The organism is Pseudomonas orientalis, assembly GCF_022807995.1.
In the GTDB taxonomy this organism is placed as follows: Bacteria; Pseudomonadota; Gammaproteobacteria; order Pseudomonadales; family Pseudomonadaceae; genus Aquipseudomonas; species Aquipseudomonas orientalis_B.
Map to the genome: position 1 here is coordinate 4,516,088 of NZ_CP094351.1, position 26,681 is coordinate 4,542,768.

Sequence of the window (26,681 nt, forward strand, 5' to 3'; positions counted from 1 at the left end):
TCACCTGTTTGTTTTTATCTGTGACGAAATCGAACCCGCCTGGCTCGTGACCGGGCGGAGTGATCAGGGCGATTGAGCCCCTGAGGTCTTGGCCTTTGCGCGGATACGCAAGGGGGGTCACAGTAAAACGCGGCGCATTGTACACCGCTCGACAGGTTCGGCACGCACCACAAACGCGCACCCGACAATCTGTCAGGGATTCCTTACAGGGATTTTCCACCCAAGGTTGGCAGGCAAACAGTGTAAACCTGACGTTACAAGCCGGAAAATTGGCTTTACGGTCAGCCTCAAATGACGGTTTACGGAAAATTGTCAGTCGGGCCTGACTGAAGAATCGGTTCAGCCAATCAACTGTTTTTCTTCAATAAAAAATAGCGTCAAAAAAACCGAAGAAAAAATCCAAATGAGACCGTGTCAATAATTATTTTGCATTTTGAAACACTCTCTCCTAGGTTCTCTGCACTTGCCCGCGAAGCCCGCTGGCAAGCCGTTCTCAAACAACGTCCTCTAGGAGATACACCATGCAAGCACTGGAAAAAGACCTGGAAACCGAACTGCAACTCGACGATTGGTTTGAAGCGCCGACCCATGAGGCCGCCGTTGAAATGATGCAAGCCGATGCCGTTGTGCCATTTGGCACCGCGATGTGGCCGTTCTAACACCCGGCAGGCATCCGGCAGGTGCCGTGCACGGCACCTGCCCCCTTACCCAAGGCACCGAAGGACACCCGTCATGGACAAGGCCCGCGCCGTCGAACACTTCCTCTACTACCTCGCTCACCACCCGGCCCTCGAAGGCCTGAGCCGCCCTACCGTGCTGCTGGGCCACACCGAACGCTACGACGCCATCGCCCAGGCAATCACCCAGGGCAGCGCCGCCCGGTTCAATTTCCAGGTACAGCGCCTGGACCTGAGCGCCAGCGAATCCCTGGCCCAGGTCATCGAAGCCTGCGACTTGTACCTGTTTCTCTACGATTCCTCGACCCTGCCCAACCCACGCGCAGAAGGCCCGGATTTTATCCGCGCGCTGCAGGGGGTCATGGCCGAACACTGGAAAAAATCGCTGTTGTTCAAGGACTACGGCGACTACTTCTACGACACCTTCAGCGTCGAACCGCAGCGCATTGCCGACCTCAATGCCACCTTGATCCGGCGTATGTCCGAGGCCACCGTGCTGAGCTTCACCGACAAACACGGCTCACGCCTTGAAGCGCCGATGAGCAGCATCAAGAAGTGGACCAATATCAACGGCGTCGGCAACCACGACCTGGCCCCTGGCGAGATCGCTACCCACAGCGAAGCCATCAACGGGCAAGTACGGTTTGTCGGGACGTTCCTCAGCACCATCCCCTTTGCGCGTAAATACGGCGTGCTGGAGTCCCCGCTGGAACTGTGGATAGAGAACTCCACCATCTGCAGCGTGGCCAGCGACGTGCCGGGGCTGGTGGATGACTTCAACAAGTACCTGAACGCCAACCCGTCCAACCGCCGCGTGGAAGAACTGGGGATTGGCACCAATGAAGGCGTGAAGGATCTGTATGCGCGCAATGCCGGCTTTGAAGAGCGCCATTGCGGGTTGCACCTGGGCTTGGGGGGCGGGCAGAAAGGCAGTCATCACCTGGACCTGATCTTCGCCAGCGGGGTGTTGGCGTTGGATGACAAGCCGGTGTTTGACGGGACGTTTGCCTTTTGAGCACCCGATTTTGAATCAAATGAAGTTCAAAATGTGGGAGGGGGCTTGCCCCCGATTGCAGTGTGTCAGCCTCAGTATCTGTCACTGATTCACCGCTATCGGGGGCAAGCCCCCTCCCACACTTGATAGCATTTCAAATTCAGAGCGCAAAAAAAACGCCAACCCTAGGGGTTGGCGTTTTTATGCAGCGCTTAAAACATCACTGCGGCTTCTTGCGACCAAACCCCGGACGTTGGCCGGAACCAGCCGGCGCGCCACGGCGCTTGCCCGACGGCTCGTCAGCGACCAGTTTCGGGCCAGGGCGCTTGTTCGCCGAAGGCTTGGCCGGACGTTTGGTGCTGGCGTTGTCGGCGGGGCGATCGGTTTCACCACGGTTGCTGCGACCACCCGCCGGAGCCGGACGCGGGGTGCGTGGAGCACGCTCGCCTTCCTGACGCGATGGCGCGGTTGGGCGGCGTTCACCTTCGATCTGCGGCTCACGGGAGATGCGGCCGCCGGTTGCCGGTGCATTCAAGGCCGGGCGCAAGGTGCGGGCAACACGCTCGGTGCGCGGCACAGGGCGCGACGATTTACGCTGCATACGCTCAAGCTTGTCTTTGCTCTTGGCGTTCATCTGCGGCATGGCGACCGGCGTCAGGCCGACTTCGGCGCTGAGGATGTCGACTTCGTACTGGCTCATTTCGCGCCAGCGGCCCATCGGCAGGTCGGAATTGAGGAACACCGGGCCGAACCGCACGCGTTTGAGGCGGCTCACCACCAGGCCCTGGGATTCCCACAGGCGACGGACTTCACGGTTGCGGCCTTCCATCACCACGCAGTGGTACCAGTGGTTGAACCCTTCGCCACCCGGCGCCTGCTTGATGTCGGTGAACTTGGCCGGGCCGTCTTCCAGGACCACACCGGCTTTCAAGCGCTCGATCATCTCGTCATCGACTTCACCGCGTACGCGCACGGCGTATTCGCGGTCCATCTCGTAGGACGGGTGCATCAGGCGGTTGGCCAATTCACCGTCGGTGGTGAACATCAGCAAACCGGTGGTATTGATGTCCAGGCGACCGATATTGATCCACCGGCCCTCTTTGGGCTTGGGCATCTTGTCGAACACGGTCGGACGGCCTTCCGGGTCGTCACGGGTGCAGATCTCGCCATCGGGCTTGTTGTACATGATCACGCGGCGTACCGATTCGGCGGCTTCTTCGCGCTTGATGACCTTGCCATCGATGGTGATCGCATCGTGCAGGTCGACGCGCTGGCCGAGGGTGGCCTCGACGCCGTTGACCTTGATGCGTTTCTGGGTGATCCAGGCTTCGACGTCGCGGCGCGAGCCCACGCCGATACGTGCCAGCACCTTTTGCAGTTTTTCGCCTGCTGGGCCGATTTCCTGGCTGTCGTTCTGGTCTTTGTCGTTCATCTTAAGCACCTCCCGGTGGGTCGATTCAGGCGTGGCCTGAAGAGTGTTGAAAGCAGGGCTTTGGCCGAATAGGTCGGCAAAGGGTCGCGAATCATACGCGCATGCCGCGCGTTGCGCATCAGAGACTAGTCGATCCAGGCACAATCATTTGCTTTTCCGCCGACCGGTGGCGCCCAGGGCCAGCAAGCGCAGCTCGGCTTCGGCCAGCACCGTGCGCTTGTCGACTTTGTCGAGCTTCTTCCAGGCGCGAATTTCGCGCTTGCTGCGGCCGCAGCCGACGCAGATGTCGTCGCTGAACTTGCAGAGGCTGATGCAGGGGTCTTTGGTCGAAGTCATAGTTGCTCTCGGACAACGGCGATCAAAATGTGGGAGGGGTCTTGCCCCCGATTGCGGTGTATCAGTGATGGTTGTGCTGACTGACACACTGCAATCGGGGGCAAGCCCCCTCCCACATTGGATCGCGTCAGTCTTCGAGTTGGCGGCGTTCGTTTTCGATGGCCTCGGCCAGTGCCCGGGCTTCGTCTTCCTCATCGCTCAGCGGCGGCTGCTCGAGGGCGGCGACGGCGGCCAGCAGTTTTTCGCGGGCATCGGCGACGCCGAGGATGTCTTCTTCGACGTCGGGCTCGGGCTCAACGTTCACCTGGGTTTGCGGCTCGTCGGCAGCATCGCGCAATAAATCGTCAAAGTCGGTCTTGATCCCCTGCTCCATATCGTCCAGTTCCAGCAGCAAAGTATGGAAACTGGTCTCATCCTTGGGCTCCTCCGGCTCGGCACTGGCATCGGCCAGCTCCTGCAGGCCCGCCGGCACCGGCGCGTCGTCGAAATCCAGCACCGGCTCGGCTTCCATCTCGCGCAGCTCGGCCAACGGCGGCAGGTCGTCGAGGTTTTTCAGATTGAAGTGATCGAGGAACACTTTAGTGGTGGCGAACATCGCCGGTTTGCCGGGCACGTCACGGTAGCCGACGATGCGGATCCACTCGCGCTCCAGCAAGGTCTTGACGATATGGCTGTTGACCGCCACGCCGCGCACGTCTTCGATCTCGCCCCGGGTGATCGGCTGGCGATAGGCGATCAACGCCATGGTTTCCAACATTGCCCGTGAATAACGTTGCGGGCGTTCTTCCCACAAGCGCCCCACCCACGGGGAAAACTTCTCGCGGATCTGCAGGCGGTAACCCGATGCCACTTCACGCAATTCGAAGGCGCGACCGTCGCAGGACTTGCGCAGGATCTCCAGCGCCTTCTTGAACACCGGCGGTTCGGGACGCTCGGCCTCTTCAAAGAGTTCGAACAGGCGCTCCAGGGATTGCGGTTTGCCCGAGGCCAGGAGAAACGCTTCCAGTAAGGGCGCCAGTTCGCGGGGTTCAGTCAGATTCATCGATTCAACTCGTTATTCGGCTCGCGCCCGCACATGGATAGCCGCAAACGGCTCATTCTGGACCAGCTCGACCAAGGATTCCTTGACCAGCTCCAGGATCGCCATGAAGGTCACCACCACCCCCAGGCGCCCTTCTTCTGCGGTGAACAGCGCGACAAACGGCACAAACCCGCCGCCCTTGAGGCGCTCCAGCACATCGCTCATGCGCTCGCGGGTGGACAGGGCTTCGCGGCTGACCTGATGGCTTTCGAACATATCGCCGCGACGCAGCACCTCGGCCATGGACATCAGCAGCTCTTCAAGGCTGACGTCAGGCAACAATTTGCGCGCGCGCGCCTCGGGCGCGTCCAGCTTGGGCACCACCACATCCCGGCCTACACGACTCAAACCGTCGATACCTTCGGCTGCGGCCTTGAAGCGCTCGTATTCCTGCAAGCGCCGAATCAGTTCGGCGCGCGGGTCATCTTCTTCGGCCTCGACCGTCTCCGAGCGCGGCAGCAGCATGCGCGACTTGATCTCGGCGAGCATGGCGGCCATCACCAGGTATTCGGCAGCCAGTTCCAGGCGCACCGACTGCATCAATTCGACGTAGCCCATGTACTGCCGGGTGATTTCCGCCACGGGAATATCGAGGATGTTGATGTTCTGTTTGCGAATCAGGTACAGCAGCAAGTCCAGCGGGCCTTCGAAGGCCTCGAGGAAGACTTCCAGAGCGTCGGGCGGGATGTACAGGTCCAGCGGCATTTCCATGACTGCCTGGCCATAGACCATGGCAAATGGCAGTTCCTGCTGGGCGCCCGCCTGGGGATCGACGGTTTCCACGACCGACATTCAGGCCTCGACCATGAACGGCGTCGGGTCGCCGCAACCCACACGGATCACTTCGGGTTCGCCGTCGGCCAGGTTGATCACCGTGGACGCTTTACCGCCGCCAAAGCCGCCGTCGATGATCAGATCCACCTGTTTCTCCAGCAACTGGCGCATTTCGTACGGGTCCTCCAGCGGCTCGGTATCGCCCGGCATGATCAACGACACGCTCATCAGCGGCTCACCCAACTCGGCCAACAGCGCCAGGGCGATGGGGTGTTCCGGCACGCGCAGGCCGATGGTGCGCTTCTTCGGGTGCAGCAACAGGCGCGGCACTTCGCGGGTGGCGTTGAGAATGAAGGTGTAGGGCCCTGGGGTGTGCGCCTTGAGCAGGCGGAAGGTGCCCGTGTCGACCTTGGCGAACAGCCCCAACTGCGACAAATCACTGCAGATCAGTGCAAAGTTATGATTCTTGTCCAGCTCACGCAGGCGCCTGACCCGCTCGACCGCGCCCTTGTCGCCGATCTGGCAACCGATGGCGTAGGACGAATCAGTTGGATAGATCACCACGCCGCCGGCGCGAATGATTTCGACGGCCTGCTTGATCAGACGCGCCTGGGGGTTTTCCGGATGAATCTGGAAGAATTGACTCACGTGTTCTACCTGTTCAGACGGTGGCAATAATGGGGTCATGCTTGAATCGCCCCCATAACAGCGGCAGGTCTTCCGGAACCTGGCGATACTCGCCGATCTCGGACCAGCCGCCCGGGCCATGAAAGTCACTGCCGGCACTGACCAGCAGACCAAATTCGCGCGCCAGGATCGCCAGGCTGCCGACCTGCTCGGCGGGTTGATGCCCGTTGACCACTTCGATCGCGTGACCACCCGCTCCAATATAGTCGCCGATCAGCTTGCGACGCTTGCTGCGGGTAAAGTCGTAATGCCAGGGATGCGCCAGACTGACCCAGGCCCCGGCGGCCCGCAGGGTGCCGACGGTGTCTTCCAGGGTCGGCCAATGTTGCTTCACATCGCCCAGCTTGCCCGCGCCCAACCATTTACGGAAGGCTTCGGCGCGGTCCTTGACGAACCCCTCACGCACCATCCAGTCGGCAAAGTGCGGACGGGCCGGTGCGTTACCGCTGTCGCCCAGTTCCTGCTGGATGGCGCGGGCGCCGTCAAGGGCGCCGGGCATGCCTTTAAGGCTGAGCTTGCGGCTTATTTCCTCGGACCGCAGCCAGCGGCCATCGTGCAATTGGGCGATGGCGGCCACCAGGGCGGGGGCGTTCTGCTCGAAACCGTAGCCGAGTACATGAATGGTGGCGCCGCCCCAGGTGCAGGACAATTCCACGCCGTTGACCAGTTGCATACCCAAAGCATGGGCCGCCGTGCGGGCCTCATCGAGGCCTTCGAGGGTGTCGTGGTCGGTCAGCGACAGGACTCGCACGCCTTTTTCAAACGCACGCGCAACCAGTACCGCAGGCGCCAGGGCGCCGTCGGAGGCCGTGCTGTGGCAGTGCAAATCAACATTCACGGGAGTGTGTAACCTCAAGTCAGCTGGCGCTATCGCAACCAAGGATGTTTGTTATTATGCCGCCACATCCAGCTTCTGGCTCTTACTGTGAAACAATTCATCGACTTCATCCCGTTGTTGCTGTTTTTCATCGTCACCAAGCTCGACCCCAGGGTCATCGATATCGCCGGTCACGAACTGTCGTTCGGCGGCATCTACAGCGCCACCGCCGTGCTGATCATCAGCTCCATCGTGGTGTACGGCGCCATCTTCATCTCCCAGCGCAAGCTGGAAAAAAGCCAGTGGCTGACCCTCGTCGCCTGCCTGGTGTTCGGCGGCCTGACCCTGGCCTTCCACAGCGAAACCTTCCTCAAATGGAAAGCTCCGGTGGTCAACTGGCTGTTTGCCCTGGTCTTCATCGGTAGCCACTTCATTGGCGACCGCCTGCTGATCAAGCGGATCATGGGCCACGCGCTGACCTTGCCGGAGCCGATCTGGGTACGCTTGAACGTGGCCTGGATCGTGTTCTTCATTTTCTGCGGTGCCGCCAATCTGTTCGTGGCCTTTACCTTTCAAGACTACTGGGTGGACTTCAAGGTGTTCGGCAGCCTGGCCATGACCCTGCTGTTCCTGGTCGGCCAGGGTATCTACCTGTCGCGCCACCTGCATGACACTGCCGCCACCACGCCGAAAACCGAGGACTGACATGCTCTACGCCATCATTGCCACCGATGTTGCCAATTCGCTGGAAAAACGCCTGAGCGTGCGCCCGGCCCATGTCGAGCGCCTCAAGCAGTTGCAAGCCGAAGGCCGCGTCGTACTGGCCGGCCCGCACCCGGCCGTCGACAGCAACGACCCGGGCGACGCGGGTTTCACCGGCAGCCTGATCGTTGCCGAGTTCGCGTCCCTGGCCGATGCCCAGGCGTGGGCCAAGGCTGATCCGTATGTGGCGGCGGGTGTCTACGCTGATGTGGTGATCAAGCCGTTCAAGCAAGTCCTGCCCTGAGTCCGGTTGCGCCGAACCTGAACGGTTCGGCGCAACCCGATGGCTCATTATTCCCGGTAACCTGCCGACAACATTCTGAATATTCGTGTGGAATCAGGAGTTCCGATGCGCTTACGTCAGTTGTGTCTGTTGACAGTGTTAATGATCGGGGCGACGGCCCAGGCTGAAGAGCTCTCCAATGGTGGCAGCTCCACGCCGCTGTCCTTGAGTGCCGGTAGCCAGATCACCGAATTGCAGCAACGCTTGAAAGAAAGCGAGGGGCTGCGCGAAGCACTGAGCAAGCAACTGCAAAGCGCGCAATCGAGCCAGGAAAGCGCGCAACTGAGTCGCTTGCGCCAGGAGAACCAACGCCTGGCCCAGCAACTCAAAGAGACACAGGGCGGCGCCTTGACCCGATGGCTGACCGAGCAGCAGCAATGGTTTGTCATCGGCGCGGCCGTCGCACTGATCGCCCTGCTGTGCGGCATTTTTGCCAGCGGTGGGCACCGTCGTCGTCGACAATGGCTAAATTGAGTGAGTCATGAGCGAGCTGTTACTGATAGATGATGACCAGGAGCTCTGTGAGCTGCTGACCAGTTGGCTGAGCCAGGAAGGTTTCCAGGTGCGCGCCTGCCATGACGGCTCCAGCGCCCGCAAGGCCTTGGCCGAAGCCGCTCCGGCGGCGGTGGTGCTCGATGTGATGCTGCCCGACGGCAGCGGCCTGGAGTTGCTCAAGCAGTTGCGCAACGACCACCCGGAATTGCCGGTGCTGATGCTCTCGGCCAGGGGCGAACCCCTGGACCGCATCCTCGGCCTGGAACTGGGTGCCGACGATTACCTGGCCAAGCCATGCGACCCGCGCGAACTCACCGCACGCTTGCGCGCCGTGCTGCGCCGCAGCCACCCGGCAGCCGTGTCGACCCAACTTGAGCTGGGCGATCTGTGCTTCAGCCCGGTGCGCGGGGTGGTCAGCATCGACGAGCAGGAATTTACCCTGACGGTCTCCGAAAGCCGCCTGCTCGAAGCTTTGCTGCGCCAACCCGGCGAACCACTGGATAAGCAGGAACTGGCGCAGATCGCCCTGGGCCGCAAGTTGACCCTGTACGATCGCAGCCTGGATATGCACGTGAGCAACCTGCGCAAGAAGATCGGCCCGCACCCGGACGGTCGGCCGCGGATCGTGGCGCTGCGCAGTCGCGGTTACTACTACAGCCTCTAAACACAACTCACGCCCGCCCTCTGTAGGAGCGAGCTTGCTCGCGAAGACCGCAAAGGCACCGCATTCAATCAGAATGCCAGCGTTATCGTTGACGTTTTTCGCGAGCAAGAACTAGGCGTCCCCCTCGCTCCTACAGAGTTTTATCTTTACCCAAGCTTTACGCTCCCCTGACCGCCGCTGACCTTGATCTCCTTAATCTACTCACATCCGGACTCACCGGAACAGAGACAGGAGAATCACCATGCGCAAGACCCTTATCGCTTTGATGTTCGCCGCCGCACTGCCTGCCGTCGCCATGGCCGCCCTGCCGGAAGGTCCAGGCCCTGGCCCGATGGGCGGCCCGGAAGGCCACATGATGGGTGGCCCGGGTCACGGTGAACACGGCCCGCGTGGTAAAGGCGGCCCGTTCAGCCAACTGGATCTGAGCAAGGAACAACGCGAGCAGATCCGCAAGTTGATGGGTGACCAATGGCACGCTCGCAAAGACCTGACCCAGAAGTACCTGGACAAACTGCCAGCCGCTGACCAGAAAGCCATGCAGGACGAGATCGCCGCCGGCAAGCAGAAAACCCAGGCCGATATCCGCGCCATACTCAAGCCCGACCAGCAGAAGAAGTTCGACGAGATCGTCAAGCAACAAGAGCAGCGTCGCGCCGAATGGAAGGAATTCCAGGCCTGGAAAGCGCAACAGCCGCAAAAAGCGCAATAATGCCCCAGCGTTAATGCTCCCAGCCCAGTGGCCCCCCGCCGCTGGGCTTTTCCTGTTTGAGGGTTTCCTGTGCGGTCATTGTTCTGGCGCATCCTGGCGAGTTTCTGGTTGGCCATCGCCCTGGTTGCCGGGTTGTCGATCCTGCTGGGGCATATGCTGAACCAGGACGCCTGGATTCTCAGCCGCCATCCGGGCCTCAACAACCTGGCGCAGGAGTGGACGCAACTCTACGAAGCCCAAGGCGAAGAGGCAGCCCAGGACTTGCTGCAGCAACGCAAGCGCCAGTACCACATTGACGTGCAAGTGCTCAACGAAGGCGGCGAGCCGGTGGTACGCGGCACCTTCCCGCGTCGCGCCGCCGCCTTCGAAGCCCGGCAGAATGACAGCCAGGACGGCCATCTGCCCTGGCGGCGCCTGACCGCCGAATACACCAGCGAAAAAACCGGGGACACCTACCTGCTGATCTATCGCATTCCTCATCCGGAGCTGGACGCCTGGCACCGCAGCAGCCTGTTGTGGCCGTTCAGCGCCCTGGCCATTGCCTTGGTCGTACTGACACTGTTCAGCCTGTTGGTGACCCTGTCCATCACCCGACCCTTAAGCCGACTGCGCGGTGCGGTGCATGACCTGGGCCAAGCCACGTACCAGCAGAACAGCCTGGCGCAACTGGCCAACCGCCGTGATGAATTCGGCGTGCTGGCCACCGACTTCAACCGCATGGGCGCCCGCCTGCAAAGCCTGATCGGCAGCCAGCGCCAACTGTTGCGCGACGTTTCCCACGAGCTGCGCTCGCCCCTGGCCCGCCTGCGTATCGCCCTGGCCCTGGCCGAGCGTGCCAGCTCCGAAGAACGGGAAAAACTCTGGCCGCGCCTGACCCGCGAATGCGACCGCCTGGAAGCCCTGATCAGTGAAATTCTGGTGCTGGCCCGGGTGGACGCAGACAATGCCAGCGCCGAAGAGTTCGACCTCAACCCGCTGCTCAACACGCTGCAAAAGGACGCCCAGCTCAGCGCGCCGGAGCAAGAGGTGCAACTGACGGCTGAACCCGACCTGCGCCTCAAGGGTTGGCCGACCATGATCGAGCGCGCCGTGGATAACCTGCTGCGCAATGCCCAGCGCTTCAACCCGGCCGGCCAACCCATCGAGTTGCATGCGCAGCGGCACGGCGAACGGATCCTGATCAGCGTGCGCGATCACGGCCCCGGCGTTGAAGCCGAGCACCTGAGCCAACTGGGCGAGCCGTTCTACCGTGCACCCGGCCAGACAGCCCAAGGTCACGGCCTGGGCCTGGCGATTGCCCGTCGCGCCGCCGAACGTCACGGCGGCCAACTGATCCTGGCCAATCATCCGGGCGGCGGCTTTGTAGCCAGTGTCGAACTGCCGTTGGTGCCCGGGGTTGCCACATCGGCCGGATGATCTTCTATAGTTGCCCTTCTCTTACGGAGGGCCTTCGATGACTGACCTGCTGACACCCATCCAAGCCGCACTCGATCTACCGCACACTCCGCTGACCCTGAACGAGCCCGGCGCCCTGCCCTCGGCCTTCGCCGTGACTGACCTGGCCGCCGCCAGCATTGGCGGCGCCGGCCAGGCCGTTGCCGAGTTGATCCAACAGTTGAGTGGGCGCTTGCCCGGCGTCAGCGTAGACCGTCGCCTCGCCTCGTTCTGGTTCTCCTCATCGATTCGCCCGCTGGGCTGGCAGGTGCCGCCGCTGTGGGACCCGATAGCCGGTGACTACGTCAGCGCCGACGGCTGGATTCGCCTGCACACCAATGCGCCCCATCACCGCGCCGCTGCTGAACGGGTGCTGGGCAAGGTGACTGAACGCACACAAATGGCGCGTAACGTCGCCCAATGGAACGCCGCCGAACTGGAACAGGCGGTGGTCGACGAGGGTGGGTGTGCGGCGCAAATGCGCACCTGGCAAGCCTGGCAAAGTCACCCGCAAGGCCTGGCGGTAAACGCCGAGCCACTGATACAGCGGCAGGCCTTCGACACCACCGGCGACAACCCCTGGCCAGGCACTGCGGCCCGCCCGCTGGCAGGTCTCAAGGTGCTGGATTTGACCCGCGTCCTGGCCGGCCCCGTCGCCAGTCGTTTCCTCGCGGGCCTGGGCGCGAACGTATTGCGCATCGACTCGCCCACCTGGGACGAGCCCGGCGTGGTGCCGGAAATGACTCTGGGCAAGCGCTGCGCGCGTCTTGACCTGAAAAGCGCTGAAGGCCGGCAGGTCTTCGAAACGTTGCTCGCAGAGGCCGACATTCTGTTCCATGGTTACCGTGCCGATGCGTTGGAACAATTGGGCTATGCGGGCGACGCACTGCAACGCATCGCGCCGGGCCTGATCGACGTCAGCCTCAATGCCTACGGCTGGAGCGGCCCGTGGCGCAACCGACGCGGCTTTGACAGCCTGGTGCAGATGAGCAGCGGGATTGCCGAGGCCGGGATGGTCTGGAAGCGGGCGGACAGGCCATCGCCCCTGCCGGTGCAGGCGCTGGACCACGCGACCGGGTATTTGATGGCGGCGAGCGCGATCCGGGCGCTGAGCGAACGCTTGAAGTCCGGGCGTGGTGGTTCGGCGCGGTTGTCGCTGGCACGTACCGCGAAGTTACTGGTGGATGCGGGGCAAGTGCCGGAGCAGCCGGCGTTGCGGGCCGAAGAAGCGGGTGATCAAGGCCTGCTGGTGGAGCAGACCGCCTGGGGCCAGGCGCATCGGCTGCTGGCGCCCCTGACCATCAGCGGCACGCCGTTGCAATGGGATTTGCCGGCTGGGGAATTGGGTTCACACCGGCCTCAGTGGTGACCTCAGAACCGCTATCGGGGGCAAGCCCCCTCCCACTTTTGAATGTGTTCACAAATCAAATGTGGGAGGGGGCTTGCCCCCGATGAGGCCAGTACAGCCACCGACCTCTCACAACGACAACACCCCACTGTACAGCCCATAGGCCGCCACCCCGGCACCTGCAACCACGCAGCCGAAAATGCCTTTTTCCACCGGGGTAAACAAGACCTGACCCTGCTCGCGCTTGGCCTGGGCGAACAGGATCACCCCGGGCGCGTAAAGCAGCGCCGACAGCAGCAGGTATTTCAGGCCGCCCGCATACAACAGCCACACCGCGTAAGCCAGGGCAATCAGGCCCACCAGCAAGTCCTTCATGCGCCGACGCTGGGCGCCTTCGTAGGTTTCCCCACGCCCGCTCAACAGCACCGCATAGGCCGCCGACCACAGGTAAGGCACCAGAATCATCGACGATGCCAGGTAAATCAGGGTGGTGTAGGTACTGGCTGAAAACAGCGTGATCACCAGGAACGCCTGGATCATCACGTTGGTCAGCCACAGCGCGTTGACGGGCACCTGGTTGGCATTTTCCTTCTTCAGGAACGCCGGCATGGTCTTGTCCTGGGCGGTGGCGTAGAGGATTTCGGCACACAGCAACGCCCATGACAGCAGCGCCCCCAGCAGCGAAACCGCCAGGCCAATGCTGATCAATATCGCTCCCCAGGGCCCGACGATATGTTCAAGCACCCCGGCCAGGGAAGGGTTTTGCAACTGTGCCAGTTCCGGCTGGCTCATGATCCCCAGGGACAGCACATTCACCAGCACCAGCAGCGCCAGCACGCCGAGAAACCCGATCACGGTGGCCCGGCCCACGTCCGCGCGTTTCTCGGCCCGCGCCGAGTAGACGCTGGCGCCTTCAATGCCGATGAACACAAACACCGTGACCAGCATCATGTGGCGCACCTGGTCCGTCACACTGCCCATTTGCGGGTTGCCCAGGCCCCAGATATCGCGGCTGAAGATATCCGCCTTGAACGCCACCGCCGCAATCACGATAAACATCAGCAGCGGCACAATCTTCGCTACCGTAGTGATCTGGTTGATGAACGCCGCCTCCTTGATCCCGCGCATCACCAGAAAATGTACGGCCCACAGCAATACCGACGCACAGCCGATGGCCAACGGCGTATTGCCCTGGCCGAACGCCGGAAAGAAGTAGCCGAGGGTGCTGAACAGCAAGACGAAGTACCCGACATTGCCCATCCACGCGCTGATCCAGTAACCCCAGGCGGACGAGAAGCCCATGTAGTCGCCAAATCCGGCCTTGGCGTAGGCATACACCCCGGAATCCAGCTCGGGCTTGCGGTTGGCCAGGGTCTGGAACACAAAGGCCAGGGTCAGCATGCCGACCGCCGTGATGGCCCAGCCGATCAGCACGGCGCCCACGCCAGCCCGTGCGGCCATGTTCTGCGGCAGGGAAAAGATCCCACCGCCGATCATCGAACCCACCACCAGGGCGATCAGGGCACTGAGTCGAAGTTTCTGTGCGGGCTGGGACATTGAAGTTCCTCGGAATAAATTTTTTCAGCTGACACTGGGGCGCATTATTAATTCACTTAATAAGCGCAGTGCTTCATAACATATAGGCATGTAAACACAGGAAGTTTAGGCCTATTTAGAATTTAAATAAGGCGGCATGACGCAATCGTCAAACATTAATTAAAAAGTTTGCACATTCTCGAATAGGAACTAGCGTCATACAGCCACGCCAAACCGAATGATTAATCAGGAGGGAAGAAGCGCTCTGCAAAGCGCTTCTTCGGGATTTTCATCGTCCCACGAACTTCCCTCCCAAGTCATTAATTTACAATGGAATGTGCCAATGAAGTGATCTGAGTCAGCTGTTTGATCGGCGCACGGAATTATTCTGTGATCTCTCTCTCCTGCATTGGAGTCACGCAATGTCTGATTCACCCGGAAAACTAAGGCTTGGTGCGCTGGTTGCACTGGTCGTAGGCTCAATGATCGGCGGCGGAATCTTCTCATTGCCGCAAAACATGGCCGCCAGTGCCGACGTGGGCGCGGTATTGATTGGCTGGGTGATTACCGCCATCGGCATGTTGACCCTCGCATTCGTGTTCCAGACCCTCGCCAACCGCAAGCCGAACCTGGACGGCGGTGTCTACGCCTACGCCAAGGCCGGTTTCGGCGACTACATGGGTTTTTCGTCTGCCTGGGGTTACTGGATCAGTGCCTGGCTGGGCAACGTCGGTTACTTCGTGTTGCTGTTCAGCACCCTCGGTTACTTTTTCCCGATCTTTGGCGAAGGCAACACCCCGGCCGCCGTGATTGGCGCGTCGGTGTTGCTGTGGGCCGTGCATTTCCTGGTGCTGCGCGGGATCAAGGAAGCGGCGTTCATCAACCTGGTGACCACCGTCGCCAAAGTGGTGCCATTGGTGCTGTTCGTGTTGATCGCCCTGTTCGCGTTCAAGCTGGACATCTTCACCGCTGACATCTGGGGCGTGAAAAACCCGGAACTGGGCAGTGTGATGAACCAGGTGCGCAACATGATGCTCGTCACCGTGTGGGTGTTCATCGGTATCGAGGGCGCCAGCATCTTCTCGTCCCGGGCGGAGAAACGCAGCGACGTCGGCAAGGCCACCGTGATCGGTTTTATCACCGTGCTGCTGTTCCTGATGCTGGTGAACGTGCTGTCCCTGGGGATCATGACCCAGCCGGAACTGGCCAAGCTGCAGAACCCGTCGATGGCCGCCGTGCTGGAGCATGTGGTGGGCCACTGGGGCGCGGTGTTGATCAGCGTCGGCTTGATCATTTCGCTGCTCGGTGCGTTGCTGTCGTGGGTGCTGCTGTGCGCGGAAATCATGTTCGCCGCCGCCAAGGACCACACCATGCCGGAGTTCCTGCGCCGCGAAAACGCCAATCATGTGCCGGTCAACGCCCTGTGGCTGACCAACGCGATGGTGCAACTGTTCCTGGTGATCACGCTGTTTTCCGCCAGCACCTACCTGTCCCTGATCTACCTCGCCACCTCGATGATCCTGGTGCCCTACCTCTGGTCGGCGGCCTACGCCCTGCTGTTGGCGGTACGCGGCGAAACCTACGAAAACGCCCTCAAAGAACGCAAGAAAGACCTGTTCATCGGCGCCGTGGCCCTGATCTATGCGATCTGGCTGCTCTACGCCGGCGGCACCAAATACCTGCTGCTGTCCGCCCTGCTCTACGCCCCCGGCGCGATCCTGTTCGCCAAGGCCAAGCGTGAACTGGGCAAACCGATATTCACCAACGTCGAGAAGCTGATTTTCGCCGCAGTGGTCATTGGCGCCCTGGTGGCGGCTTATGGGCTCTACGACGGCTTCCTGACTCTGTAACTGCATGTTCACTGGAGGATCTGTAATGACCACGGAAAAAGCTAAGTACGGCGTCCATTCCGAAGCCGGCAAACTGCGCAAAGTCATGGTGTGCTCCCCAGGCTTGGCCCACCAGCGGCTGACCCCCAACAACTGCGACGAGCTGCTGTTCGATGACGTGCTCTGGGTGGCCCAGGCCAAGCGCGACCACTTCGACTTCGTGACCAAGATGCGCGAGCGGGACATTGATGTGCTGGAAATGCACAACCTGCTGACCGACATCGTCGCCATTCCCGAAGCCCTGGACTGGATCCTGGCGCGCAAGATCACCGCCAATACGGTGGGCGTGGGCCTCGCCGATGAAGTCAGCTCATGGCTGCGCAGCCTGGAGCCGCGCAAGATCACCGAGTTCCTGATCGGTGGCGTGTCGGCCGATGATTTGCCGAGCAGCTTCGGCGGCAGGACCATCGAGATGTTCCGCGACTTCCTCGGCCACGCCAGTTTCATCCTGCCACCGCTGCCCAATACCCAGTTCACCCGCGACACCACCTGCTGGATCTACGGCGGCGTGACGCTCAACCCGATGTACTGGCCGGCGCGACGCCAGGAAACCCTGCTGACCAGCGCCATCTATAAATTCCACCCGGAATTCACCAACGCCGACTTCCAGATCTGGTACGGCGACCCCGACCAGGAACACGGCGCTGCCACGCTCGAGGGCGGTGACGTGATGCCAATTGGCAACGGCGTGGTGTTGATCGGCATGGGTGAGCGCTCGTCGCACCAGGCCATCGGCCAACTGGCGCGCAACCTGTTCAAGAACAAGGCAGTCGAGAAGGTCATCGTGGCCGGCCTGCCCAAATCCCGCGCCGCAATGCACCTGGACACCGTGTTCAGCTTCTGCGACCGCGACCTGGTCACCGTCTTCCCCGAAGTGGTCAACCAGATCGTGCCCTTCACCCTGCGCCCTGACGAGAGCAAGCCCCACGGTATCGATATCCAGCGCGAGACCACCCACTTCCTCGACACCGTCGCCGCCGCCCTCAACCTCAAGGCGCTGCGCGTGGTCGAGACCGGTGGCAACAGCTTCGCCGCCGAACGCGAGCAGTGGGACGACGGCAACAACGTGGTGGCCGTGGAACCGGGCGTGGTCATCGGCTACGACCGCAACACCTACACCAACACCCTGCTGCGCAAGGCCGGGGTGGAAGTCATCACCATCAGCGCCGGTGAACTCGGCCGAGGCCGTGGCGGCGGCCACTGCATGACCTGCCCGATCATCCGCGACCCTATCGACTATTAAGGAGACTTCATCATGGCTTTCAATATGCGCAACCGCAGCCTGCTGTCGCTGATGCACCACACCACCCGCGAGCTGAACTACCTGCTGGACCTGTCCCGCGACCTCAAGCGCGCCAAATACACCGGCACCGAGCGCCCGCACCTCAAAGGCAAGAACATCGCGCTGATCTTCGAAAAAACCTCGACCCGCACCCGTTGCGCGTTCGAAGTGGCGGCCCACGACCAGGGCGCCCACGTCACCTACATCGACCCGGTGTCGTCGCAGATCGGCCACAAGGAAAGCATGAAGGACACCGCCCGCGTACTCGGGCGCATGTTCGACGCCATCGAGTACCGTGGCTTTGCGCAGGAAATTGTCGAAGAGCTGGCCAAGTTCGCCGGCGTGCCGGTGTTCAACGGCCTCACCGCCGAATTCCACCCCACGCAAATGATCGCCGACACCCTGACCATGCGCGAACACAGCGACAAGCCGCTGCATGACATCAGCTACGCCTACCTTGGGGACGCGCGCTACAACATGGGCAATTCGCTGCTGATGATCGGTGCCAAGCTGGGCATGGACGTGCGCATCGGCGCGCCAAAAGCGCTGTGGCCCCACGACGACTTCATCAAGCAGTGCCAGGCCTTTGCTGAAGAAAGCGGCGCACGCATCACCATCACCGAAGACCCAGCCGAGGCGGTCAAGGGCGTGGACTTCATCCACACCGATATCTGGGTGTCCATGGGCGAGCCGGTGGAAGCCTGGGACGAGCGTATCGAGCAACTGCTGCCGTACCAGGTCAACGCCAAGATGATGAAGGCCTCGGGCAACCCACGGGTGAAGTTCATGCACTGCCTGCCGGCGTTCCACAACAGCGAAACCAAGGTCGGCAAAGACATCGCCGCGCGTTATCCACACCTGGCCAATGGCGTGGAAGTGACCGAGGAAGTCTTCGAATCGCCGGCCAACATCGCCTTTGAGCAGGCGGAAAACCGCATGCACACCATCAAGGCGATCCTGGTGTCAGCGCTGGCGGATATCTGATTTCTACACAGCTTCTACGGTAGGAACAGGGTCAAAATGTGGGAGGGGGCTTGCCCCCGATGGCGGTGCCTCAGGGACAGATTTTTCGACTGACACACTGCTATCGGGGGCAAGCCCCCTCCCACATTCAGACCAGTGTTCACAACGATGGATTTCAGAAGGACATTTTCTATGCGCATCGTCGTAGCCCTGGGCGGCAACGCCCTCCTGCGCCGTGGTGAACCCATGACCGCGGACAACCAACGCGCCAATATCCGCATCGCCACCGAACAGATCGCCAAGATCCACGCCGGCAACGAGCTGGTGATCGCCCACGGCAATGGCCCGCAAGTCGGCCTGCTGTCGTTGCAGGCGGCGGCCTACACCAGCGTTTCGCCTTACCCGCTGGACGTGCTGGGCGCCGAAACCGAAGGCATGATCGGCTACATCATCGAACAGGAACTGGGCAACCTGCTGGACTTCGAAGTGCCCTTCGCCACCCTGCTGACCCAGGTAGAAGTTGACGCCAAGGACCCGGCCTTCCAGGACCCTACCAAGCCCATCGGCCCGGTGTACACCAAGGCCGAAGCCGAGAAACTCGCCGCCGAAAAAGGCTGGGCGATTGCTCCGGATGGCGACAAATACCGGCGTGTGGTGGCCAGCCCCCGCCCGAAACGCATCTTCGAAATCCGCCCGATCAAATGGCTGCTGGAGAAAAAGGCCATCGTGATTTGCGCCGGCGGCGGCGGCATCCCGACGATGTATGACGAAGACGGCAAGCTCAAAGGCATTGAAGCGGTGATCGACAAGGACCTGTGTTCCTCCTTGCTCGCCGCGCAACTGGACGCCGATCTGCTGGTGATCGCCACCGACGTCAACGCCGCATTCGTCGACTTCGGCAAGCCCACCCAGAAGGCCATCAGCCAGGCTCATCCGGACGCCATGGAACAACTGGGCTTCGCCGCCGGCTCCATGGGCCCCAAGGTGCAAGCCGCCTGCGAGTTCGCCCGCCAGACTGGCAAAACCGCGGTGATCGGTTCACTCTCGGACATCGAAGCCATCGTCCAGGGCCACGCCGGCACGCGCATCAGCACGGCGACACCTGGCATCACCTATCTGTGAAGTAGAGGAGATTTGCCTATGGCTACCTTTGAACCGGGACACTTGCACGTCGAACGTCACGCACTCAACGAGCATGACTACAGCTACAACCTGCACATCGACTATGAAGTCAGCCAGGACCCCAGGGAAGGCAAGGGCATGCTGTTCAAGCTGCACGGTTCAGTGCAGGGCAAGGACCTCAAGGAAGAATTCTTCCTGCCCAAGGACCAGGCATTCGACTTTGCCCGTCATGCGATGAACATCGCGCAGAAATATGGCATGCCGAAGATGGCCGTGTTGAACGGCTCGATGCACAAGCAGTACGACTTGATGTTCGAAGATGTGCGGCATCAGCTGGATGTGAAATCAGGCGATCCGGTCAAGCCCGAACACCTGCAATAACACCTTGCACTGACACAACATTGTTCAAATGTGGGAGGGGGCTTGCCCCCGATAGCGGTGGATCAGTGACAGTTTTTTGGCTGACACACTGCTATCGGGGGCAAGCCCCCTCCCACATTTTTGATCTCCATCACCGCTCAGGCATACTTGCCGCCTCTGCTCCCCAGAATTGCAATCGCCCCATGCGTATCCACGTCAGCTTCATCGACCGCGTCGGCATTACCCAGGAAGTCCTGGCCCTGCTCGGTGGGCGCAATCTCAACCTGGATGCGGTGGAGATGGTGCCGCCCAACGTCTATATCGACGCTCCGACCCTGAGTGCCCAAGTGCTGGAAGAGCTGCGCGATGCGCTGTTCAGCGTGCACGGCGTGCAGGCGGTGACCGTGGTCGACATCCTCCCCGGCCAGCGCCGCCACCTGCAACTCGACGCCCTGCTGGCAGCCATGACCGACCCGGTGCTGGCGCTGGACAGCGCGGGCACGATCTTGTTGGCCAACCCTGCATTGATCGCCCTGTACGGGCGCGAACCGGCCGGCGAAAGCATCGCCGCGCTGTTCAATGACCCAGGGCTGCTGGACACCTTGCTGGAACATGGCTTTCGCCTGCCATTGCGCGAGATCAGCGTCAACGGCCAGACCCTGTTGCTGGAAGCCACGCCGATCACTGATGCCGGCGCCCTGCTCACCCTCTACCCGCCCAACCGCATCGGCGAGCAACTGTCGGCGCTGCACCACGACCATGCCGAAGGGTTTGACGCGCTGCTCGGCGAATCCCCGGCCATCCGCACGCTCAAGGCGCGCGCGCAGCGCGTGGCGGCGTTGGATGCACCGCTGCTGATCCAGGGCGAGACCGGCACCGGCAAAGAGCTGGTGGCGCGTGCCTGCCATGCAATCAGCGCACGCCACAGCGCACCGTTCCTGGCCTTGAACTGCGCGGCGCTGCCGGAAAACCTCGCCGAGAGCGAACTGTTCGGTTATGCCCCGGGTGCCTTTACCGGTGCGCAACGCGGGGGCAAGCCGGGGCTGATGGAACTGGCCAACCAGGGCACGGTGTTCCTCGATGAAATCGGTGAGATGTCGCCGTACCTGCAGGCCAAGTTGCTGCGCTTTCTCAATGACGGCAGCTTTCGCAGGGTAGGCGGCGACCGTGAAGTGAAGGTCAATGTGCGCATCCTCAGCGCCACCCACCGCGACCTGGAAAAGATGGTCAGCGAAGGCACCTTCCGCGAAGACCTGTTCTACCGCCTCAATGTACTCAACGTTGAAGTGCCGCCGTTGCGCGCGCGCGGCCAGGACATCCTGCTGCTGGCGCGCTACTTCATGCAGCAGGCCTGTGCCCAGATCCAGCGCCCCGTCTGCCGCCTGGCCCCCGGCACCTATCCGGCGCTGCTGGGCAACCGCTGGCCGGGCAACGTGCGTCAGTTGCAAAACGTGATCTTCCGCGCCGCCGCCATCTGTGAAAGCAGCCTGGTGGACATCGGCGATCTGGACATCGCCGGCACTTCCGTCGCCCGCCAGAACGACGGCGAAATCGACAGCCTGGAACAGGCCATGGAAGACTTCGAGCGCGACCTGCTGGAAAAGCTCTACACCAGCTACCCCTCGACCCGCCAACTGGCCAGCCGTCTGCAGACCTCCCATACCGCGATTGCCCATCGCCTGCGCAAGTACGGCATTCCAAACAAACCCTAGCTCAATGTGAAATACAAAACCAATGTGGGAGGGGGCTTGCCCCCGATTGCGGTGTGTCAGCCAACTTATCTTTCACTGACCCACTGCTATCGGGGGCAAGCCCCCTCCCACATTTGAAAGGCATTCCAGGTTTTGGTCTGAGAACGACGTCCGCTGTCCTGAAATCGCTACAGCGTAACGATATCGCTACAACCCTGCTTTTCGCGCGCCATGCAAGGCTTTGATCCGCATAGCCTTTTTTTCTCAAGCTGAACTGTAGCGAAATCACTACACCTAAAACACACCGCGTTATCACGCTATTCGATAACCCATTGCTTTGTAACGCTTTAATAACCTTGGCCGCGATATTGCTAAGCAACTCCCATTATTCCAATCCCGTCCACCAGACGAATCTGGCCCTGAGGAGTTTCCATGAGCGAGTTGCGTTTCACTGAAGATCACGAATGGCTGCGCGCCGAAGCCGATGGCAGCGTCACCGTGGGCATTACCGCTTTTGCACAGAACGCGCTGGGTGATGTGGTTTTCGTGCAACTGCCTGAGCTGCAGGCCTACGATAAAGGCGCCGAAGCGTCCACCGTGGAATCGGTCAAGGCCGCCAGCGGCGTGTACATGCCTCTGGACGGTGAAGTCCTCGAAGTGAATGACAAACTCGATGGCAGCCCCGAACTGGTCAACGAGGACCCGATGGGCGACGGCTGGTTCTTCCGCTTTAAACCGACCGATGCCAGTGCAGTGGCTAAGCTGTTGGATCAGGATGCGTACGACCGCCTGATCAAAGCCAACGCTGAAGCCTGAGGAGCGCGCCATGACCGTTAATCTGACCACCGCCAACGAATTCATCGCCCGCCACATCGGCCCGCGCCAGGAAGACGAGCAGCAGATGCTCGCCAGCCTGGGTTTTGATTCCCTGCAAGCCCTGAGCGCCAGCGTGATCCCGGAAAGCATCAAGGGCACCAGCGTGCTCGGCCTGGAAGACGGCCTGAGCGAAGCCGAGGCCCTGGCCAGGATCAAGGCCATTGCCAGCCGGAACCAACTGTTCAAGACTTATATCGGCCAGGGTTACTACAACTGCCATACGCCGTCGCCGATCCTGCGCAATCTCCTGGAAAATCCTGCCTGGTACACCGCCTACACCCCGTATCAGCCCGAGATTTCCCAAGGCCGCCTGGAAGCGCTGCTGAATTTCCAGACCTTGATCAGCGACCTCACCGGCCTGCCGATCGCCAACGCCTCCCTGCTCGACGAAGCCACCGCCGCCGCCGAAGCCATGACCTTCTGCAAGCGCCTGAGCAAGAACAAAGGCAGCAACGCGTTCTTCGCCTCGGTGCACAGCCATCCGCAAACCCTCGACGTACTGCGCACCCGTGCCGAGCCGCTGGGCATTGATGTGGTAGTGGGCGATGAGCGCGAACTGAGCGACGTCAGCACTTTCTTCGGCGCCCTGCTGCAATACCCGGCCAGCAACGGTGATGTGTTCGATTATCGCGAGCTGACCGAACGCTTCCACGCCGCCCATGCGCTGGTGGCCGTGGCCGCCGACCTGCTGGCCCTGACGCTGCTGACCCCGCCGGGCGAGTTCGGCGCCGACGTGGCCATCGGCAGCGCGCAGCGCTTCGGCGTGCCATTGGGCTTCGGCGGCCCGCACGCGGCGTACTTCTCTACCAAGGATGCGTTCAAGCGCGACATGCCGGGCCGTCTGGTCGGTGTCTCGGTGGACCGTTTCGGCAAGCCGGCCCTGCGCCTGGCCATGCAGACCCGCGAGCAACATATCCGCCGCGAGAAGGCCACCAGCAACATCTGCACCGCGCAAGTGCTGCTGGCCAACATCGCCAGCATGTACGCCGTGTATCACGGCCCTGAAGGCCTGACCCGGATCGCTCAGCGTATTCACCAGCTGACCGCGATCCTGGCCAAGGGCCTGACCACCCTGGGCCTGAAGGTCGAGCAGGAACACTTCTTCGACACGATCACCGTCAACACCGGCGCAAACACCTCTGCCCTGCACGATAAAGCGCATGCCCAGCGCATCAACCTGCGCGTAGTGGACGCCGAGCGCGTTGGCCTTTCGGTCGACGAGACCACCACCCAGGCCGATATCGAAGCCTTGTGGGCGATCTTTGCCGACGGCAAGGCCCTGCCTGCCTTCGCCGCCACCGAAAGTACCCTGCCGAGCGCCCTGCTGCGCCAGTCACCGATCCTCAGCCACCCGGTGTTCAACCGTTATCATTCGGAAACCGAGCTGATGCGCTACCTGCGCAAGCTGGCCGACAAGGACCTGGCGCTGGACCGCACCATGATCCCGCTGGGTTCGTGCACCATGAAACTCAACGCCGCCAGCGAAATGATCCCGGTGACCTGGGCCGAATTCGGCGCCCTGCACCCGTTCGCCCCGGCCGACCAAAGCGCCGGCTACCAGCAACTGACCAGCGAACTGGAGGCCATGCTCTGCGCGGCCACCGGTTATGACGCCATCTCCCTGCAACCGAACGCCGGTTCCCAGGGTGAGTACGCCGGCCTCCTGGCGATCCGCGCCTACCATCAGAGCCGTGGCGAAGCGCGCCGCGACATCTGCCTGATCCCCTCGTCGGCCCACGGCACCAACCCGGCAACCGCCAACATGGCCGGCATGCGCGTGGTAGTCACCGCCTGCGACGCACGGGGCAACGTCGACATCGAAGACCTGCGCGCCAAGGCCATTGAACACCGCGAGCACCTCGCCGCGCTGATGATCACCTACCCGTCCACCCACGGCGTGTTCGAGGAAGGCATTCGCGACATCTGCGCGATCATCCACGACAACGGAGGCCAGGTGTACATCGACGGCGCCAACATGAACGCAATGGTGGGCCTGTGCGCACCGGGCAAGTTCGGCGGCGATGTTTCCCACCTGAACCTGCATAAAACCTTCTGCATCCCCCACGGCGGTGGCGGCCCGGGCGTCGGCCCGATTGGCGTCAAGTCGCACCTCACGCCCTTCCTGCCAGGCCACGCGGCCATGGAGCGCAAGGAAGGTGCGGTGTGCGCGGCGCCGTTCGGCAGCGCGAGCATTTTGCCGATCACCTGGATGTACATCAGCATGATGGGCGGCGCCGGCCTCAAGCGTGCATCGCAGTTGGCGATCCTGAATGCCAACTACATCTCCCGTCGCCTGGAAGAGCACTACCCGGTGCTCTACACCGGCAGCAACGGCCTGGTGGCCCACGAATGCATCCTCGATCTGCGCCCGTTGAAAGACAGCAGCGGCATCAGCGTGGACGACGTGGCCAAGCGTCTGATCGATTTTGGCTTCCATGCGCCGACTATGTCGTTCCCGGTGGCCGGCACCTTGATGATCGAGCCGACCGAAAGTGAATCCAGGGAAGAACTGGACCGCTTCTGCGATGCCATGATCGCCATCCGCGAAGAAATTCGCGCAGTGGAAAACGGCACCCTGGACAAGGACGACAACCCCCTCAGGAACGCCCCACATACCGCAGCGGAACTGGTGGGCGAGTGGACGCACCCGTACAGCCGTGAACAGGCGGTGTACCCGCTAGCCTCGTTGATCGAAGGCAAGTACTGGCCGCCGGTGGGCCGGGTCGACAACGTGTTTGGCGATCGCAACCTGGTGTGTGCGTGCCCGTCGATCGAGAGCTACGCATAACCCGACTAGCTGAATGGGATCAAAATGTGGGAGGGGGCTTGCCCCCGATAGCTGAGCATCAGTTGATAAATCTGGTGGCTGACACACCGCCATCGGGGGCAAGCCCCCTCCCACATTTGACCGCGTATGATTTCGAAAAATAATAAAGAAACCCCCCGTGGCGGTTTGGCGGTCAACATTATCGAGTGCTGACGCCTACAAGCGCGCCAGCACGTTTTTCAGGAGCTGAACATGTCCACCGAAACCCTGTTGAAAACCCCATTGCACGCACTGCACCTTGAGTTGGGCGCGCGCATGGTGCCCTTCGCCGGCTACGACATGCCGGTGCAATACCCGTTGGGCGTGATGAAAGAACACCTGCACACCCGTGAACAGGCCGGGCTGTTCGATGTGTCGCACATGGGCCAGATCCGCCTGACCGGCGCCAATGCCGCCAAGGCCCTGGAAACCCTGGTACCGGTGGACATCATCGACCTGCCGGTGGGCATGCAGCGCTACGCGATGTTCACCAACGAACAGGGCGGCATTCTCGACGACCTGATGGTGGCCAACCTGGGCAACGACGAACTGTTCCTGGTGGTCAATGCCGCCTGCAAGGACCAGGACCTGGCGCACTTGCGTCAACACATCGGCGACCAGTGCAGCATCGAGCCGCTCTTCGAAGCACGCGCCCTGCTGGCCCTGCAAGGTCCGGCGGCAGTGAAGGTATTGGCGCGGCTGGCACCTGAAGTTACCCAGATGACGTTCATGCAATTCGCCACCCTGCGCCTGCTGGGCGTGGACTGCTACGTCAGCCGCTCCGGCTATACCGGTGAAGACGGCTTCGAAATTTCCGTACCGGCTGAAAATGCCGAGAGCCTGGCCCGCAGCCTGCTGGCCGAGACCGAAGTGCAAGCCATCGGCCTGGGTGCTCGCGACTCCCTGCGCCTGGAAGCCGGCCTGTGCCTGTACGGTCACGACATGAACACCGACACCACCCCGATCGAAGCCAGCCTGTTGTGGGCGATCTCCAAGGCTCGCCGTGCCGATGGCGCCCGTGCTGGCGGCTTCCCCGGCGCAGACCGGATCTTCACCCAACAACAAACCGGCGTGAGCCGCAAGCGCGTCGGTTTGCTGCCCCAGGAGCGTACGCCGGTGCGTGAAGGTGCTGAGATTGTCGACGAACACGGCACCGTGATCGGCAGCGTGTGCAGTGGCGGGTTTGGCCCAACCTTGGGCGCCCCGCTGGCCATGGGTTACCTGGACAGCGCATTTGTGGCATTGGATACCGAGGTTTCCGCGCTGGTGCGTGGGAAAAAGGTGCCGTTACGTGTAAGTAAAATGCCATTTGTACCGCAACGTTACTTCCGGGGCTGACTACCTGTTTCAATAAGTAACGCGATTGCGTTGCGTGCACTAAACTGTAACGCAATCGCCATATAACAGTGCACAGGCGATAGTCTTTGTTATGGAGATTTCCCTATAACAAGTGAGTCTATCTATCGAATAAGCCAGCGCCACTTTATTCAACAAACCGTCATCAGCCCGAGCAAAATCGGGCGTCCTGACAGGGCTTGTTTTTTTCATATTAGTTGGCGTAGAGTTTCCCCACTGTGTTTGCATGGGTCGCTTGGAACCTGGACCTGGGCAGTAGCTGAAGTAGTAACGCTACAACCCGTTCGACGTCTCTTACTTTCCTGCA

At 61.5% G+C, this 26,681-nt stretch carries 25 protein-coding genes; 18 read left to right on the top strand and 7 right to left on the bottom strand.

From position 1 onward, the window contains the following. The first annotated feature begins 521 nt into the window (after positions 1–521). Together MRY17_RS20110 and MRY17_RS20115 are read left to right on the top strand one after the other, a co-directional pair. Entirely contained in the window at positions 522–659 is a 138-nt protein-coding gene (locus MRY17_RS20110; RefSeq protein ID WP_003237751.1) for a hypothetical protein, read from the top strand. A gap of 73 nt (positions 660–732) precedes the next feature. Continuing rightward, positions 733–1,692 carry a leucyl aminopeptidase gene (locus tag MRY17_RS20115; RefSeq protein ID WP_243352747.1) on the top strand — a complete coding sequence of 320 codons (960 nt, stop codon included), beginning with the start codon at positions 733–735 and terminating at the stop codon, positions 1,690–1,692. A gap of 199 nt (positions 1,693–1,891) precedes the next feature. On the opposite strand, the gene rluB is transcribed toward MRY17_RS20115, so the two are convergent. The 6 genes from rluB to MRY17_RS20145 form a co-directional block, all read right to left on the bottom strand. Beyond that, on the bottom strand, positions 1,892–3,103 hold the full coding sequence (gene rluB / locus MRY17_RS20120; RefSeq protein WP_191955988.1) for a 23S rRNA pseudouridine(2605) synthase RluB: 1,212 nt from the start codon (positions 3,101–3,103) through the stop codon (positions 1,892–1,894). A gap of 144 nt (positions 3,104–3,247) precedes the next feature. Further along, the gene (locus tag MRY17_RS20125; protein WP_181285226.1) at positions 3,248–3,439 is read right to left on the bottom strand and encodes a DUF1289 domain-containing protein; all 192 of its coding nucleotides are present in this window, start codon (positions 3,437–3,439) and stop codon (positions 3,248–3,250) included. Between the two features lie 127 nt (positions 3,440–3,566). Then, positions 3,567–4,481, bottom strand: a complete 915-nt coding sequence (gene scpB / locus MRY17_RS20130) for an SMC-Scp complex subunit ScpB (RefSeq protein ID WP_191955989.1) — start codon at positions 4,479–4,481, stop codon at positions 3,567–3,569. A 12-nt stretch (positions 4,482–4,493) separates the two neighbouring features. Beyond that, on the bottom strand, positions 4,494–5,192 hold the full coding sequence (locus tag MRY17_RS20135; protein WP_191952429.1) for a segregation and condensation protein A: 699 nt from the start codon (positions 5,190–5,192) through the stop codon (positions 4,494–4,496). Between the two features lie 120 nt (positions 5,193–5,312). Then, positions 5,313–5,942, bottom strand: a complete 630-nt coding sequence (locus tag MRY17_RS20140; RefSeq protein WP_065887636.1) for an L-threonylcarbamoyladenylate synthase — start codon at positions 5,940–5,942, stop codon at positions 5,313–5,315. Between the two features lie 13 nt (positions 5,943–5,955). Then, a complete protein-coding gene (locus tag MRY17_RS20145) occupies positions 5,956–6,819 on the bottom strand; it encodes a PHP domain-containing protein (protein ID WP_065895058.1) in 864 nt (287 codons plus the stop codon). Between the two features lie 87 nt (positions 6,820–6,906). Between MRY17_RS20145 and MRY17_RS20150 the strand changes: the two genes are divergently transcribed. From MRY17_RS20150 to MRY17_RS20180, 7 genes are all read left to right on the top strand, one after another. Continuing rightward, complete coding sequence (locus MRY17_RS20150; RefSeq protein WP_065896412.1) at positions 6,907–7,503, top strand: septation protein A; 597 nt, start codon at positions 6,907–6,909, stop codon at positions 7,501–7,503. A 1-nt stretch (position 7,504) separates the two neighbouring features. Continuing rightward, positions 7,505–7,804, top strand: a complete 300-nt coding sequence (locus MRY17_RS20155; protein WP_243352748.1) for a YciI family protein — start codon at positions 7,505–7,507, stop codon at positions 7,802–7,804. A 105-nt stretch (positions 7,805–7,909) separates the two neighbouring features. Beyond that, positions 7,910–8,317, top strand: a complete 408-nt coding sequence (locus tag MRY17_RS20160; protein WP_191952317.1) for a translation initiation factor 2 — start codon at positions 7,910–7,912, stop codon at positions 8,315–8,317. 7 nt (positions 8,318–8,324) lie between these two features. Continuing rightward, positions 8,325–9,002 carry a response regulator transcription factor gene (locus tag MRY17_RS20165; RefSeq protein WP_181284977.1) on the top strand — a complete coding sequence of 226 codons (678 nt, stop codon included), beginning with the start codon at positions 8,325–8,327 and terminating at the stop codon, positions 9,000–9,002. Positions 9,003–9,243: 241 nt separating this feature from the next. Next, positions 9,244–9,711 (top strand): LTXXQ domain protein, encoded by a 468-nt coding sequence (locus MRY17_RS20170; RefSeq protein ID WP_191952318.1) that lies wholly within the window; start codon positions 9,244–9,246, stop codon positions 9,709–9,711. A gap of 69 nt (positions 9,712–9,780) precedes the next feature. After that, positions 9,781–11,127: a sensor histidine kinase gene (locus MRY17_RS20175; RefSeq protein WP_243352749.1), complete on the top strand. Its 1,347-nt coding sequence runs from the start codon at positions 9,781–9,783 to the stop codon at positions 11,125–11,127. A gap of 37 nt (positions 11,128–11,164) precedes the next feature. Further along, positions 11,165–12,514 carry a CoA transferase gene (locus MRY17_RS20180; RefSeq protein ID WP_243352750.1) on the top strand — a complete coding sequence of 450 codons (1,350 nt, stop codon included), beginning with the start codon at positions 11,165–11,167 and terminating at the stop codon, positions 12,512–12,514. 108 nt (positions 12,515–12,622) lie between these two features. On the opposite strand, the gene arcD (MRY17_RS20185) is transcribed toward MRY17_RS20180, so the two are convergent. Beyond that, entirely contained in the window at positions 12,623–14,050 is a 1,428-nt protein-coding gene (gene arcD, locus MRY17_RS20185; protein ID WP_243352751.1) for an arginine-ornithine antiporter, read from the bottom strand. 401 nt (positions 14,051–14,451) lie between these two features. Between arcD (MRY17_RS20185) and arcD (MRY17_RS20190) the strand changes: the two genes are divergently transcribed. From arcD (MRY17_RS20190) to gcvT, 9 genes are all read left to right on the top strand, one after another. After that, on the top strand, positions 14,452–15,879 hold the full coding sequence (gene arcD, locus MRY17_RS20190) for an arginine-ornithine antiporter (protein ID WP_243352752.1): 1,428 nt from the start codon (positions 14,452–14,454) through the stop codon (positions 15,877–15,879). 25 nt (positions 15,880–15,904) lie between these two features. After that, a complete protein-coding gene (gene arcA, locus MRY17_RS20195) occupies positions 15,905–17,161 on the top strand; it encodes an arginine deiminase (protein WP_124427405.1) in 1,257 nt (418 codons plus the stop codon). Between the two features lie 12 nt (positions 17,162–17,173). Next, positions 17,174–18,184, top strand: a complete 1,011-nt coding sequence (locus MRY17_RS20200; protein ID WP_124427406.1) for an ornithine carbamoyltransferase — start codon at positions 17,174–17,176, stop codon at positions 18,182–18,184. Positions 18,185–18,355: 171 nt separating this feature from the next. Continuing rightward, positions 18,356–19,285, top strand: a complete 930-nt coding sequence (arcC, locus tag MRY17_RS20205) for a carbamate kinase (protein WP_243352753.1) — start codon at positions 18,356–18,358, stop codon at positions 19,283–19,285. 18 nt (positions 19,286–19,303) lie between these two features. Beyond that, complete coding sequence (locus tag MRY17_RS20210; protein WP_191955996.1) at positions 19,304–19,666, top strand: DUF5064 family protein; 363 nt, start codon at positions 19,304–19,306, stop codon at positions 19,664–19,666. Positions 19,667–19,848: 182 nt separating this feature from the next. Next, positions 19,849–21,357, top strand: coding sequence for a sigma-54-dependent transcriptional regulator (locus MRY17_RS20215; RefSeq protein WP_243352754.1), 1,509 nt, complete (start codon positions 19,849–19,851; stop codon positions 21,355–21,357). 411 nt (positions 21,358–21,768) lie between these two features. Continuing rightward, positions 21,769–22,152 (top strand): glycine cleavage system protein GcvH, encoded by a 384-nt coding sequence (gene gcvH, locus MRY17_RS20220; RefSeq protein WP_065949356.1) that lies wholly within the window; start codon positions 21,769–21,771, stop codon positions 22,150–22,152. A gap of 10 nt (positions 22,153–22,162) precedes the next feature. Beyond that, a complete protein-coding gene (gene gcvP, locus MRY17_RS20225; protein ID WP_243352755.1) occupies positions 22,163–25,000 on the top strand; it encodes an aminomethyl-transferring glycine dehydrogenase in 2,838 nt (945 codons plus the stop codon). 231 nt (positions 25,001–25,231) lie between these two features. Next, positions 25,232–26,356 carry a glycine cleavage system aminomethyltransferase GcvT gene (gcvT, locus tag MRY17_RS20230; RefSeq protein ID WP_181284987.1) on the top strand — a complete coding sequence of 375 codons (1,125 nt, stop codon included), beginning with the start codon at positions 25,232–25,234 and terminating at the stop codon, positions 26,354–26,356. The last annotated feature ends 325 nt before the right edge of the window (positions 26,357–26,681 follow it).

Bases quoted from the DNA above. Each gene is read 5' to 3' on its own strand.
- MRY17_RS20110 (WP_003237751.1), top strand. From the start codon at position 522: ATGCAAGCACTGGAAAAAGACCTGGAAACCGAACTGCAACTCGACGAT.
- MRY17_RS20115 (WP_243352747.1), top strand. From the start codon at position 733: ATGGACAAGGCCCGCGCCGTCGAACACTTCCTCTACTACCTCGCTCAC.
- rluB (WP_191955988.1), bottom strand. From the start codon at position 3,103: ATGAACGACAAAGACCAGAACGACAGCCAGGAAATCGGCCCAGCAGGC.
- MRY17_RS20125 (WP_181285226.1), bottom strand. From the start codon at position 3,439: ATGACTTCGACCAAAGACCCCTGCATCAGCCTCTGCAAGTTCAGCGAC.
- scpB (WP_191955989.1), bottom strand. From the start codon at position 4,481: ATGAATCTGACTGAACCCCGCGAACTGGCGCCCTTACTGGAAGCGTTT.
- MRY17_RS20155 (WP_243352748.1), top strand. From the start codon at position 7,505: ATGCTCTACGCCATCATTGCCACCGATGTTGCCAATTCGCTGGAAAAA.
- MRY17_RS20160 (WP_191952317.1), top strand. From the start codon at position 7,910: ATGCGCTTACGTCAGTTGTGTCTGTTGACAGTGTTAATGATCGGGGCG.
- MRY17_RS20165 (WP_181284977.1), top strand. From the start codon at position 8,325: ATGAGCGAGCTGTTACTGATAGATGATGACCAGGAGCTCTGTGAGCTG.
- MRY17_RS20170 (WP_191952318.1), top strand. From the start codon at position 9,244: ATGCGCAAGACCCTTATCGCTTTGATGTTCGCCGCCGCACTGCCTGCC.
- MRY17_RS20180 (WP_243352750.1), top strand. From the start codon at position 11,165: ATGACTGACCTGCTGACACCCATCCAAGCCGCACTCGATCTACCGCAC.
- arcD (WP_243352751.1), bottom strand. From the start codon at position 14,050: ATGTCCCAGCCCGCACAGAAACTTCGACTCAGTGCCCTGATCGCCCTG.
- arcD (WP_243352752.1), top strand. From the start codon at position 14,452: ATGTCTGATTCACCCGGAAAACTAAGGCTTGGTGCGCTGGTTGCACTG.
- arcA (WP_124427405.1), top strand. From the start codon at position 15,905: ATGACCACGGAAAAAGCTAAGTACGGCGTCCATTCCGAAGCCGGCAAA.
- MRY17_RS20200 (WP_124427406.1), top strand. From the start codon at position 17,174: ATGGCTTTCAATATGCGCAACCGCAGCCTGCTGTCGCTGATGCACCAC.
- arcC (WP_243352753.1), top strand. From the start codon at position 18,356: ATGCGCATCGTCGTAGCCCTGGGCGGCAACGCCCTCCTGCGCCGTGGT.
- MRY17_RS20210 (WP_191955996.1), top strand. From the start codon at position 19,304: ATGGCTACCTTTGAACCGGGACACTTGCACGTCGAACGTCACGCACTC.
- MRY17_RS20215 (WP_243352754.1), top strand. From the start codon at position 19,849: ATGCGTATCCACGTCAGCTTCATCGACCGCGTCGGCATTACCCAGGAA.
- gcvH (WP_065949356.1), top strand. From the start codon at position 21,769: ATGAGCGAGTTGCGTTTCACTGAAGATCACGAATGGCTGCGCGCCGAA.
- gcvP (WP_243352755.1), top strand. From the start codon at position 22,163: ATGACCGTTAATCTGACCACCGCCAACGAATTCATCGCCCGCCACATC.
- gcvT (WP_181284987.1), top strand. From the start codon at position 25,232: ATGTCCACCGAAACCCTGTTGAAAACCCCATTGCACGCACTGCACCTT.